Source organism: Pseudomonas sp. FW306-02-D09B, assembly GCF_058782685.1.
On sequence record NZ_JBYSXY010000001.1, the window covers coordinates 612,537 to 625,337 of the forward strand.

At 60.1% G+C, this 12,801-nt stretch carries 8 protein-coding genes; 2 read left to right on the forward strand and 6 right to left on the reverse strand.

The features are described 5' to 3' along the window. Nucleotides 1–6 precede the first annotated feature (6 nt). A complete protein-coding gene (locus AC3WK5_RS02890; RefSeq protein WP_103314571.1) occupies nucleotides 7–2,271 on the reverse strand; it encodes an ATP-dependent DNA helicase in 2,265 nt (754 codons plus the stop codon). Continuing rightward, nucleotides 2,268–3,920: a VRR-NUC domain-containing protein gene (locus tag AC3WK5_RS02895; RefSeq protein WP_103314570.1), complete on the reverse strand. Its 1,653-nt coding sequence runs from the start codon at nucleotides 3,918–3,920 to the stop codon at nucleotides 2,268–2,270. Before AC3WK5_RS02895 ends, AC3WK5_RS02890 begins: the two co-directional genes overlap by 4 nt. Before the next feature lie 280 nt (nucleotides 3,921–4,200). Here AC3WK5_RS02895 and AC3WK5_RS02900 point away from each other — a divergent pair, with 280 nt between their 5' ends. Next, on the forward strand, nucleotides 4,201–4,425 hold the full coding sequence (locus tag AC3WK5_RS02900; RefSeq protein ID WP_103314569.1) for a YgdI/YgdR family lipoprotein: 225 nt from the start codon (nucleotides 4,201–4,203) through the stop codon (nucleotides 4,423–4,425). A 9-nt stretch (nucleotides 4,426–4,434) separates the two neighbouring features. Here the strand turns inward: AC3WK5_RS02900 and AC3WK5_RS02905 are convergent, their stop codons facing one another. Then, nucleotides 4,435–4,821 (reverse strand): hypothetical protein, encoded by a 387-nt coding sequence (locus AC3WK5_RS02905; RefSeq protein ID WP_103314568.1) that lies wholly within the window; start codon nucleotides 4,819–4,821, stop codon nucleotides 4,435–4,437. 283 nt (nucleotides 4,822–5,104) lie between these two features. Between AC3WK5_RS02905 and AC3WK5_RS02910 the strand changes: the two genes are divergently transcribed. Further along, nucleotides 5,105–5,548 (forward strand): hypothetical protein, encoded by a 444-nt coding sequence (locus tag AC3WK5_RS02910; RefSeq protein ID WP_256585097.1) that lies wholly within the window; start codon nucleotides 5,105–5,107, stop codon nucleotides 5,546–5,548. Between the two features lie 177 nt (nucleotides 5,549–5,725). On the opposite strand, the gene AC3WK5_RS02915 is transcribed toward AC3WK5_RS02910, so the two are convergent. The 3 genes from AC3WK5_RS02915 to AC3WK5_RS02925 form a co-directional block, all read right to left on the reverse strand. Beyond that, nucleotides 5,726–7,579: a polyurethane esterase gene (locus AC3WK5_RS02915; RefSeq protein WP_103314567.1), complete on the reverse strand. Its 1,854-nt coding sequence runs from the start codon at nucleotides 7,577–7,579 to the stop codon at nucleotides 5,726–5,728. 93 nt (nucleotides 7,580–7,672) lie between these two features. Then, complete coding sequence (locus tag AC3WK5_RS02920; RefSeq protein ID WP_103314566.1) at nucleotides 7,673–9,367, reverse strand: polyurethane esterase; 1,695 nt, start codon at nucleotides 9,365–9,367, stop codon at nucleotides 7,673–7,675. 43 nt (nucleotides 9,368–9,410) lie between these two features. Next, on the reverse strand, nucleotides 9,411–12,419 hold the full coding sequence (locus tag AC3WK5_RS02925; RefSeq protein ID WP_256585103.1) for an autotransporter outer membrane beta-barrel domain-containing protein: 3,009 nt from the start codon (nucleotides 12,417–12,419) through the stop codon (nucleotides 9,411–9,413). Nucleotides 12,420–12,801: the final 382 nt, after the last annotated feature.

The following is a 12,801-nucleotide window of genomic DNA, read 5'->3' on the forward strand; positions in this document are numbered from 1 at the left end:
CGCGTCTCACGCGCGCCCGCTGACCGACCACCAGCGCGGCAACAACTGCTGGACCTTGCTTTCGCCAAAGCGGTCATCGATCAGCATCACCACGCCTTGATCCTGCTGGGTACGAATCACCCGCCCGGCGGCTTGCACCACCTTTTGCACACCGGGAAACAGGTAGGTGTAGTCGTAACCCGCACCAAAGATCGCCGCCATGCGCTGTTTCAGCTGCTCGTTGACCGGGTTCAGTTGCGCCAGCCCCAGCGTCGCGATGAACGCACCGATCAAGCGTGAGCCCGGCAAGTCGATACCTTCGCCGAACGCCCCGCCCAACACCGCAAAACCGATGCCCTGGCTGGTGGGTGTGAACTGCTCCAGAAATGCCTGACGCCGGGCTTCGTCCATGCCGCGTGACTGTGACCACAGGTTGATCTGCGGCCAAGTCTCGGCAAACAGCTGCGCCACCTGTTGCAGATAATCAAAGCTGCTGAAAAACGCCAGGTAATTGCCGGGACGCTCAATGAACTGTCGGGCCATCAACTCGACAATCGGCGCAAGCGAGGCCTGCCGGTGCACGAATCGGGTGGAGATCCGGCTGACAATCTGCACCTTGAGTTGCTCGGCGTTGAACGGCGACTCAACGTCGATCCACACCGTGGTAGCCGGCAACCCGAGCAGGTCGGCGTAATAACGCTGCGGGCTCAAGGTCGCGGAAAACATCACCGTGCTGCGCGCCGCCGTCAGGCGCGGGCGGATGAAACCGGCTGGCACCACATTGCGCAGGCACAGCTGCGAAAGGCTGCGCGTGTTGCCGAGGTCGCGCTTGCTGATGTCGAACAGGAAATGCTCATCGAACAGTTCGGCGACCCGGCTGAATTGCAGCGCATCGAAATAGAAACTCTGCAAAGCAGCGTCCAACCCTTGCGGGTGATCGTTGAGGTAATCGCCAATGGCGGTCGTGCAGAGCGACAGCGCTTGCAACAGTTTTTCCGGGGCCTTGGCATAAGCCTGATAAGGGCTTATCTGTGTTTTGTGCAGCGCGTTCCATTCACGGTTGACCCGCTGCAAGCTCTTCTTCAGCACCTCGGGAGCGCTTTTGCGCAGCGTATTCAAGGCGAATTGATCAAGGCTGGCGCTGTACATCTGCCGACCGCGCTCCACCAGATTGTGGGCCTCATCCACCAGCACGGCGACTTTCCACTGGTTGGCCTGGGCCAAACCGAACAGCAACGCACTGAAGTCGAAATAGTAGTTGTAGTCGGCAACCACCACGTCAGCCCAACGGGCCATTTCCTGGCTCAGGTAATACGGACATACCTGATGTTCAAGGGCGATCTCGCGCAGGGCCGCCTGGTCGAGCAAGGTCACCCGGCTCGCCGCCTCACGGGCCGCCGACAGGCGATCGTAAAAACCTTTCGCCAACGGACAGGATTCGCCGTGACAGGCTTTGTCCAGGTGCTCGCAGGCTTTGTCGCGCGCAATCATCTCAAGCACTCGCAACGGTAAACCGTCGCTGTTGTCGACGATCACCTGTGCCGCATCCAGCGCCAGTTTGCGTCCGGGAGTCTTGGCGGTGAGGAAGAACACCTTGTCCAGTTGCTGCGGCGCGAACGCCTTGAGCATCGGGAACAGCGTGCCGACCGTCTTGCCGATGCCGGTCGGAGCCTGGGCCATCAGGCAGCGACCGGTGCTGACTGCCTTGAACACCGATTCGGCGAGGTGACGTTGCCCCGGGCGGAAGTCCGGGTACGCAAAGCCCAGTACCTGCGCGGCCTGATTGCGCGCTTCGCGATGGGCCATTTCCTGCTCGGCCCACTGCAGGAACAGCCCGCACTGCTGCGTGAAGAAACGTTCCAGTTCAAACGCGCTCCAGGTTTCGACCAGGCTGGTTTCCTTTTCGCTGACGATATCGAAATACACCAGCGCCAGCTTGATCTCGGCCAGCTGCAATTTCTGGCACATCAACCAGCCGTAGATTTTCGCCTGGGCCCAATGCAACTGGCGGTGGTTGGCCGGCATCCGCTCCAGTTCGCCACGGTAGGTTTTGATTTCCTCAAGGCGGTTCTGGCCGGGGTCATAACCGTCCGCCCTGCCCCTGACCGTCAACTGCCGATATTCGCCTTCGAGGGCCACTTCGTTTTGATAGGTCTCGCTACGCCGCGAAGCGACAGTGCGGTGACCGACGATGCCTTCCAGGGCAGTCGGCGACGGGGTGAAGCGCAGGTCGAGATCACCGACCTTGGCGGTGAACTCACACAACGCACGTACCGCTACGCTGTAGCTCACGCCTCGTGCTCCACCCATTGCACATAACAGACAGCGATAGGCATCTGGTGCTGGTGGCAGAACTCCAGCCAGCGCAGTTGGTTGTCTTGCAGGCGATCGCCCGGGCCTTTGACTTCGATCATCCGGTAGGTCTTGTGTTGCGGCCAGAACTGGATCAGGTCCGGCATCCCGGCGCGATTGGCCTTGATGTCCAGCAACAGTCGATGGAACCAGTGCCTGAGGTGTTCAGCCGGCAGACAGTCCAGCGCCTGCTCAAGCAGCTCCTCGGTCAGCACGCCCCAAAACACGAAGGGTGACTGCACCCCCGACTTGGCGCGAAAGCGCTGGCGGATGGTCTCGGCATAACGCCCATCGTCCAGCTCTGCCAGGCACGCCTGGAACAGATCGGCACGCCGGGAATGAAAATCCTCGCTGAGCAGGTCCACCGGCCCACGCTGGAATGGGTGAAAAAATGCGCCAGGCAACGGTGCGAAAATCGCCGGCCAGCAGAGCAGCCCGAACAACGAGTTGATCAGGCTGTTTTCGACGTAATGCACTGGCGCCGTGGGTTCATCGAGATGAGCCTGGACGTAGAACTCAACTGACAGTGCCGGGTCGATTCGCGACAGACTCAAGTCCAGGCGCTCAACCTCGCGCGTCTTGACCCGAGGCGCCGGCGGGCCGCCGAGTTTGCGCCGCAACCGGGGCAGCACACGCAACAGTTGCTGTTGCTCGGCGGCGCTCTCCGGCGCGTGTTCGGCGTGGGTCGCCAACTCCAGGGCCAATTGAAACTCGGCGCAACGTTCCAGTACCCGGATCAAGCGCAACCTGGCGCCGGGGTACGCACATTCGCGGTAGATCGTCAGCGCTGCCGGGAAATCAGCAATGCGCTCGCAGTGTTGCCCGATCTGAAACAGCAGCTTGGCGCGTCGCCGCTCGAGCCAGGGGTTGGCGGTTTGCATTGCCTGGATCTGTTCGACGACCTGTTCCAGCGGCTCCCCGGTTTCAAAACGCAGCTGACAATCGTGCAGATAGAGAAACGCCTCGACGTCGTCGCGGCTGCGCAAGCCTCGGGACTCGGCGCAAAACTCGACTTTCTCGTAGGTAAAGATCCCAAGATCGGCCAGGACAAACTCCGACCAGTCCTGATACAGGTTGCCGAAAAACATCAGCCGCAGCCGATCGCACAGATCCATGATGGTCAGGCTCAACAACCGGTCATCCAGCGTCGGGCACCAGTTCTTGAAGGACTGCGCCTCGGTGAACTGCTCGCTCAGTGCGGCCAGCCACTCGGACTTCTTCGCTTTGGGTTGTTCCATTGCCGTGCTGAAGCACTGAAGGATTTCCGGTTTGAGTAGCACCTCGAACAGTTGCTCAATCGAAAGTGGCGCCTGTTCGTCAACCCAGCCAAGGGTCAGCAAGGGTTCTGCCGCGCTGGCGATCTCGCCTATTTCGGCGTAATGCAACTTGCCGAGGCGAAAATGCTCGCCCTTGCGCATGACCATCCTGACCAGCAGTGCCTGAGAGGCGCGCGGCAACTGGCCAAAATCAACGATAAATTGCTGCTCTTCCAGGCTCAGCACATCGGCATAGCGCTGCTCAAGCCAGGCGAGCACTTGTTGGAAGTTGTTCAGGTAATAGAACGGATCTTCGAGCGGATTGACTGTCACGAATAGAAAGCGCCATGGCGAGCAGATACTGGTTATGCGTACAGATATCAGCTGAGCCCGGTGCTGGCAAACGGAAAAAGATCGGCGGCCGGTTTTGCGTAATGAAGGTCACCATGTCCGGCTCGTGTTACGGCTTAACTGATCGTCATCATTCGGCTTTCGACTTTTTCCGTCATAAACCGAACTTTCCTGGAGTGAGTGACACCAACAACGGTCGGTATCGAAATGACGCACCTGTGCGTCGAGACGATCAAAAGAATTTTGTAAGCGAGGTTTATTGATGAATATCCGCATTCTGAGCATGCCCTTGGCGATTGTAGGCTTGCTGGCATTAGGCGGTTGCGCGTCGCCAACGGTGGTGACGTTGCAGAACGGCACCCAATATTTGACCCAGGACATGCCGAAAACCAAAGGCACAGACGGTTTCATTGAGTTCAAGGACATTTCCGACGCCAAGATCAAGGTCAAGGCGGACGATGTCGCCACCATCCGCACCGGAAAATGATCGAAAGCCTTAGGGCATCTGAAATGCAGGGTCTTGCCGCCGGATACTGTTATCACAGGAAATGACCTGCCCACCGCGTTGCAGCAATTGCCCCCTGATCATTTGGCAGCGCTCGTATTCCCGGGCATTCGCGTTGTCGATGCTGATATTGCCGGTCACGGGCGGTTGCTTACCATTACCCGTGCTCAGTTTCACCCAGGGTTGTTCCGGCTGAATCTGGAAATGGCTTTTCTCGGGATCAGGCTCGGGTTGTTCAACCTGTGCGGGTGTCGGCAGTTGATCGGCGGTCACGCCGTACCGGTTCAAAATCGAACTATGAGGCAACTCCTCAGCTATCGCGCTCGCCGATAACATCATCAGCGCCGCTACGACTGCCTGCCTCTTGCTGTTACTCACTGTGTTCAATCTCCTGTTTCGGTTCACCGCGCCTGGTGTCTGTACTGCTCGAAGGTGGCGCCCTCTGGAAACGCATGGCCTGCCCGGTGGTTTAGTGCCATGGCAAAAAAATACCGGGGCACACGCGCAAAATTCTGATTTACGCCTGGCTCACCGGAACATTGTGGCTATGCTTTTCAGAGTCGACGGGCGCTTTCCTGATCCCGGGGAAATGCTTTTGTCCGGTATTTGAGCCTGCCGTGTAGCGACAGGTCACCTTTTTCAATCAGAAGGAATTACCAGCGTGCAGCCCCTACAACGCCCATTGAGCGATAAGGACTTCGCGCTTCCCCTGCCCGGCTTCAAAGTTCTGGCACTGGCCCTTGCCGTCTTCGGGCTCAGTGCGTGCAGCAGTATCCACGCACACACCACCGAATACGCCGGGGCCCAGCACACAACCGCGACGTCCCCGGACTCGGTGCAAATACTGCGTACCGCGCCGACACGACCGTACACGCGGTTGGGTGAAGTGATTCTGCACACACGCACGCAGCCGGCCCCGCCCGTCAGCGAGTTCGAGCAGAGACTGCGTGAAGAAGCGGCGAAAATCGGCGGCGATGCGGTGGTGGTGATCTACGACATGACCCTGCCCATTTCGGATTACGTCAGCGTCGCGCTTCCGCTGGACCGGGATCTCCATTCCGAGCAGAGACGCAAGCTCAAGGGCATCGTGATTCACTATGAATAAACGCTGAAAAGCCCGACGCGAACCGCAATGCTGTTCACTTAAGGAAGTCTGGAGGCCTGAGAAGTATCTGTGGCGAGGGAGCTTGCTCCCTCGCCACAACTGCGGATGAGCCTGAAACATCGGCTTAAGTGAACAGCATTGCGACGCGAACCGAGGTTCGCGCCGGGCTTTTTGGCGTCAGGCGATCACCACGCCTGAACTGGCCAGGTGATCGAGCCCAACCCCGACCAGCGTCACCGAGTCATTACCGAAGCTCAATACGGTATCGGCGCCAACCGCTTTGGCGTGGTCACGTACGTCGTAGTTTTGCCCCACGCCTTCGACGCCGAGGAAGACCAGCTTGTCGCTGCTCTGGTAGCCGAGGATCCGGTCGTTGCCGAAGTGGCCACTGAACAGGAAGGTGTTGCTGCCGCCTCCCGACTCCATCAGGTCATTACCGGCACCGCCGACAAACACGTCATTGCCCTTGCCGCCGATCAGATGATCATTGCCGTCCAGGCCAAACAGCCAGTCGCCAGCTGCATGCGCCGTGAGGACATTGTCTCCCGCGTCGCCCTTCACCGATGACGCGTACTGGGTCAGGTTATTGCCGACCTGCAAGCCTTTGTCGGTGACGCTATGGGTCACGTCATCCTTGAGCAAACCCCAGAGAAAACCCGGTTCTTTACTGATGATGCTGCCGATATCGCGGGTGATGCTAATCCCGCCGTTCGCATCGCGCACGTACAAGGTGCCAGCGCCATCGTTGGCAAAATCGAAGTTTTTCACCGACTGCTGCAAGTCCAGCGTGTTGCTGCCCTTGCCGCCCAACAGGATGTTGTAGCCGCCGGCATCCCTGAAGGTGTCGTTGCCATCGCCGCCCTCCAGGTAGTCGTTGCCTTTGCCGCCCTGGATCAGGTCGTCGCCGTTACTGCCGATAATGAAGGTGCTGCCCTTGTGCGGCTCGGCGTTGCGGTTGAGGTCCTGAACCCAGGTGTTGCTGCGCGCCGGGTCCGACAGGTTGGCGACGATGATCGTCGAGTCCTTGTTGGTCAGGTCGTAGAACTGCGACTCCAGCACCCGGGTCATGCCATCGCCGTAACCGGTGGGCAGATGGGAAATCCAGGTCGGGACATTGAGGATCGAAAACGGCAGTACGTTCCACGCCGCTGAGGCGTAATGGTCGTTGAAGCTGACGATGTTGTTGGTTGCCGAATCCTGATGCGCATCGTGTACGCCGACCGATGCCAGGTTGAACGTTGAACCGTCCAGCGCACGGAATACCGGGTCGTTTTCGTAACCGATGTTGAGCACCTTGTCGGTGTTGCTTTGGGTCGGTGACGCGTAGGCGATGTAGTTGGAATCCTTGTAGAAGCCGTTCCAGTGATCGCCGCTCAGGTCCGCCAGGCTATTGACCGCCAACCCGCCGAGGCTGTGGCCGCTGACCAGTACGTCCTTGCCGCTCAGGCCATTGGCGGTGGCAAATGCGGCGACATTCTTGAGCAATGAACCAAAGGCTTCACCGACGTAGTTCTTGGCGTAATCCTTGGGGCCCAGCGCCGCCATCAGGTCGTTGATCACATCGCCGATGGAGTCGCTGATCTGTATTTCACGGGGGCCACTGGTGCCGCGAAACGCGATGCCGATTTCGGTGAGATGGCCTTGAGCGTCGTACTTACCGAGAATCTCGACCTGAGCGCTGGTGTAACCGGCTTTCTCGCCGAAGAAGGTTCCCCGCACATCGACCTTGCCGCCATAGCCTAACTGGCTGGCAGTGATCGGGGTCCAGCCGGCCTTTTGCACGGCGTCCAGCGCGGCTTTTTCCGAATCGGGATTCCAGGGAACGCCGGGAATCACCCCTTGCGAGTCGGTGCCGCCGATCAGCGCAGTGACCAGCGTCGCCGGCAGCCCAAGGCCGAAACCATTGTGCTGATAGCCCGTGGCAAAGCCATTGTCGAGGTTGTGATAGGAATACAGCGTGATCGCCAGCGCATCGGAAAACAGCGCTTTGGATTCGGCTGAGTTGTGGTTTTTGTAGTCATAGACACCCATGGTATTGCCTCTCTTTTGTTGAAATTGTTAGAGATAGCTCACGCAGCTGGAACGCCCTGCAGCGCAGGGCGTTCCATTTAATGCTTCTGTGGTTTAAGCAAATATGATCTCCGCACCCGACAGGTTATTCAGGCCAACACCCACCAGCGTCACCGCGTAGTCGCCGACCTTGAGCAGCGTGTCGTTACCCGATTGCGAAACGTGCTGGCTGTAGTCATAGCCCTGCCCTGCGCCTTGAACGCCCATGAACACCAGTTTGTCGCTGCCCTGGTAGCCATTGACGGTGTCGAAGCCGAACGCGCCGCTGAACAGGAAAGTGTTGTGGCCACCGGAGGCATGCATGACGTCATTGCCCTCGCCGCCGACGAACGTCACCTGACTCTTGTCGCTGCGCAGCACGTCGTTGCCCGACAACCCGAACAGCCAGTCACCGTCGGCGGTCGCCACCAGCGAATTGCCGTAGGCATCGCCATTGAGCGAGTGGTTGTAGTGAGTCAGCTCGGTGCCGGCCAACAAACCTTTGGCGGTAACGTTGTAGGTAACGTCCTTGTTCAGCAGGCCCCACATCGCCCCCGATTCCTTGCTGACCAGCGCGCCGATGTCGCGGGTGATGCTGATGCCGCCGTAGCTGTCGCGCACATACAGCGTGCCGTCGCCATCGTTGGCAAAGGTGAAGTTCTTCAGCGGCTGTTGCAGGTCGAAAACGTTCTGCCCTTTGCCGCCCAGCAGGATGTTGTAGCCACCCGCGTCCCTGAAGGTGTCATTACCGTCGCGGCCTTCAAGGAAGTCATTGCCCTTGCCTCCGCGCAGCAAATCGTTGCTGTCGGTGCCGATGATGAAGGTGCTACCGGTGTGCGTTTCACCACTGCGGCCCAGGTCTTCGATCCAGGTGCTGGCGCGCAACGACTCCGACAAGGTCGAGACGAGGATCGTCGAGTCCTTGCTGGTGAGGTCGTAGAAGCTCGAGCCGATCACCCGATTCAGGCCGTCGGCATAACCGAGGGAACTGTGGGCCGCCCAGTGTTGCGGGTTGGCAATGCTGAACGGGGTCATCTGGGTGGAGACGTAGTGGTCGTTGACATTGACGATGTTGTTGGTCGCCGAGTCCTGAACCTTGTCGTGCTTGTACAGCGATGAACTGGTGAAGGTGGTGCCGTCGAGCACACGAAACACCGGGTCGTTTTCGTAACCGATGTTCAATACATGGGTGCCCGCCGGGCTTTGCGTCGGCGAGGCGAAGGTCATGTAGTTGGCATCCTTGAAGTAACCGCCCCAGTGGTCGGCACTCAATTCGGCCACGCTGTTGGCCCCCAGGCCACCGAGGCTGTGGCCGGTGATCAGCACGTCCTTGGCATTCAGGCCCTTGGCACTGGCGAACGCGGCGACGTCCTTGAGCAAGGTGTCGAAGGCACTTTTGGCGTAGTTCTTCGCATAATCCTTCGGGCCGATAGCGGCCAGAAGATTGTTCTTCATGTCGCCGTAGGTGTCGCTGTAACCCAGGCCTCCGGTCCCGCGGAACGCGATGCCGAGGGAAATCAGCTTGCCTGCCGCGTCGTACTTGGCCAGTACTTCGGCTTCGGCGCTGGTAAAACCTTCCTGCTCGCCAAAGAACGTGCCCTGGGCGCCGACCTTGCCTTGATAGCCCAATTGCCCGGCGGTGACCGGCGTCCAGCCGGTAGCCAATGGCTTGCCAGTCGGCGTGTAGGCATACAGCGTCAATGCAATCGCATCGCTGTACAAGGCCTTGCTGGCCTCGCTGCCGAACTTCCTGTAATCAAAAACACCCATTTTCTTGCCTCTTCATTGCTGGTACGTGTTGCGGTTTTTCAAATCAGAACTGCCAGTCGAGTGTCAGACCGACGCCGTGGGTCTTGTCCCGCGAGCCCAGCAGTCCGTTGTAATCCAGGTTCAGCGAGACATCGCGTGCCAACGCCAGCCCTGCACGAACACCGACCACCGCCGCATTGCGGTCCATGGCAACGCTCTGCACAGCGAACGGCGTACTGCCGGAGGCAAACGCGAGGTTTTCCTCGGAGTGGATGTTGCTCAGGTTGTGCTGCCAGCCGAGGGTCCCGGACAGGTCGAATTGCTGATGTTCGGTGAGTGCCAGGCGTTTGCTCGCTCGCAGACCCAGTGTGGAAAGCACCGCGTCACGATTGTCGTCGCCGCCCTTGAGCGCCGCCGCACCGCCCTTCTCGGTGAAACTGTCACTGTCCAGGTGCACGTAGGCCAGATTGGCGAACGGCTCCAGTGCCAACGGCTGCAGGTCCAGGCGATAAGCCGCCTCAGTGAACACTTGTGTGGTGTGGGCATCGCGCTTGGATTTCTGCTTGGCACTGACATCGCCGAACTGCAGGTCGCGTTTGGCATCGATGCGGTGCCAGCTGTACGCACCGCCGACGCTCAGACGCAGCGCATCCATTTCATGCCCGGCGTACAGGCCCAAGTGGTAGCTGTCGACCGTGGCGGAAGAATGGGTGCCATCGCCCATGTTCAGCGAACTGTTGCTGTAACCGGTGACGAAACCCAGGCGCGTGTGGTCGGCAATCAAACCGTCGGCCCCGGCCAGCAGACCGCCGATGGAGCTGGTGTAGTTGGCGTTGTCGTGGCCGCTGTCAGTCTTGCCCCAGGCGCCCAGCACTTTGACCCAGGCGTTGTTCTCGGCGCCGTTCGGCGTTGCGGCGTTATACAGACCACCATCGCGCAGGCGCTCACCGACGGCATCACGCAGATAGCGCGAGTCGTTGACCAGCAAGGTGCCGATCGCCGGATGAATTTCTCCGGACAATTGCTGGAAGGCTTGCTGCGCGCTCGCCGCGTTCGGCGACAACAGCAGGCTTTCATACACGGCGTTGCCCGCGCCCAGAAGTTCGGCAGCGACAGCCACGGAGCGTTGATTCGGGGTTTGCCCGACGCTGGCGAAGGCGTTGCCATTGCGCTCGATCGCCAATTGCACGCCGGTCGCCGAGTAATCGAGGCTGCCACCGATAAACGCGTAGTTCGGCAACACCGCACCGAACTGACCCTGGATACCGCCGGCCGCTTGCAGGATGTTGTATTGATGACCGATCAGGCTGCGGACGTCGCCGGGGCTCAACAGCGTCGGACTGTTTTCCCGCGACAGGCTCACGGTCGCGCCCTGGATCGTGGCTTTACCGCCGGCAACGATGCTGTCGCTGCTGGTCGGCGACAGCTCGACGGCATAGGTCGAGCCGGGCTCGAAGGTCACATCGCCGGCCACATGCAAGGTGCCGATCGAGTTGCCCGGCGCGACGGTGCCGCCGCTTTTCGCGGTCAATGCGCCGACCTGCCCGGAGCCACCGAGGATGCCGCTGTCGTTGACCGTGACCGCCGACAGCAACGAACCGTTGACCGCCAACCGCCCCTGATTCACCAATGTTGGCCCGGCATACGTGTTGCTGCCGGTCATCACCAGCGTGCCGATGCCCTGCTTGGTCAAGCCGCCGTGGCCGGAAATATCGTTGCGCCAGACGTCAAACCCGCAACTGATGTCGTTACAGATCCGCTGCGTTGGCTTGCCGGCATCGATAACCGCACCAATGCCTGGCAGGTCGGCGACAAACTGGCCGGAGCCATAGGACCCGTCCACTCGGAATTCCTGCGGAATGTCGGCATCGGCGACAAACATGGCCGGACCGTCGATGCCCTTGCGCAGGTTGATCATGCCCCAGCCGTACAACGAATCGATGCCCGGTGCGCCCATGTCGGTGGCGGTGGTTTTCAGCACCGTGGCGACCTGCGCGCCGGTCATGTACGGGAAACGCTCCATCAACACGGCAGTGGCGCCGGCAGCGTGTGGCGCGGCCATCGAGGTGCCGTTTTTGTTTGCATAGCCCACGGTCAGGTCATCGGCGTTGGTGCCGCCGATCACTGCGCTGTAGATCTTGGTACCCGGTGCCGACACACAAAAGCCTGCGGTATAACCGCAACGCGACGAGAAGGTGCTGATGATGTAGGGATTGGGACTAGTGGTGTCCGGATTCATTTGCAGCGCCGCGACCGTGACCCAGTTCGCGGCAATGTCCGGCACGTAGTAACCCAGCCCGGCAATCGCGTCCGGGTTGTTGAGGTTGTAGTCGTTACCCGCGGCGAAGATGGTCACGATACCGCTGCGCGCCGCGTCGATGGCGCCCCGGTACGCACCGCCCTGTTTGGTGTTGAGCAGCGGCTGGATCTGATCGAACTGTGCCTGGCCGTCCTGCACGGTGAAATGCGGGAACGCCGGGTCCTTGCCGCCCTTTTTGAAGCGATCGGTGATGCCGATGCCCCAGCTGTTGTTGATGATCCGTGCGCCGCTTTCTCGCAGAGCATCCCAGCCGGCTTTGTAGACCGCGCCATCGTTGCCGAGAATGATCCCGTCTTCAGGTCCCGGGTCGCCGTTGTCGGCGCTGATGATTTGCGCGTTGAACGCCACGCCGTGCATCGGGCTGCCATCGCGGCTGCCGGCGGCAATCCCGCCAACATGGGTGCCATGAGACCCCAGCTTGCCGTCGGAACCTACCGTCGGTGTGCCGTCATACCGAAAGGCATCTCCGGCTTTGACCGGAATGTAGGGGTCGGTGTATTCGCGGATACCGCTGGTGACTAGCGTCACTACTTTGTCCACACCGGAAAACTCCGGGTGTTTGGCGTAGACCGGTTGATCGAAGATGCCCAGCTTGACGCCTTTGCCAGTGTACCCGGCCGCGTAGGCATCCTGGGCGTTGATCGCGCCCAGCCCCCACTCGGCGTTGAATTCGGGACTGCGCCAGCTGTTCGGATCGCCGAGCTTGGCGCTTTCCACATAGGGCGCGGCCTGAGCGACCCCGATCGCCGCCATATAAGCGATAAAGGCTCCATTGAGAGCTTTGGCCTTGCGGCTGATGCCGATTTGCACAGGACAGTTGTTGCGAGATTTACCTTCCATCCAGCGACCTTCCTTAGTTGACTTGCTTGAATCCCTTCGTGTTTATCCGCACGCATCTTGTTGTGTTCCACGCTCCCCCGTAGCAGCGGCCGCAGGCCGCGTTCGGCTCGGTCCGCGCTCGGGCGCAGCAGTCGTAAATCCATGCCCCGCGGTGCAACAGGCTCACCGAGTCGTCCGCATCGGCGAGCGCTTCGCCCTCGAACGCCGGCTGCGCCAGCTGCTACAAAAGCTGCGCTGTACACAACCCTGTAGCAGCGGCCGTAGGCCGCGTTCGGCTGCGAAGCAGTCGTAAAAC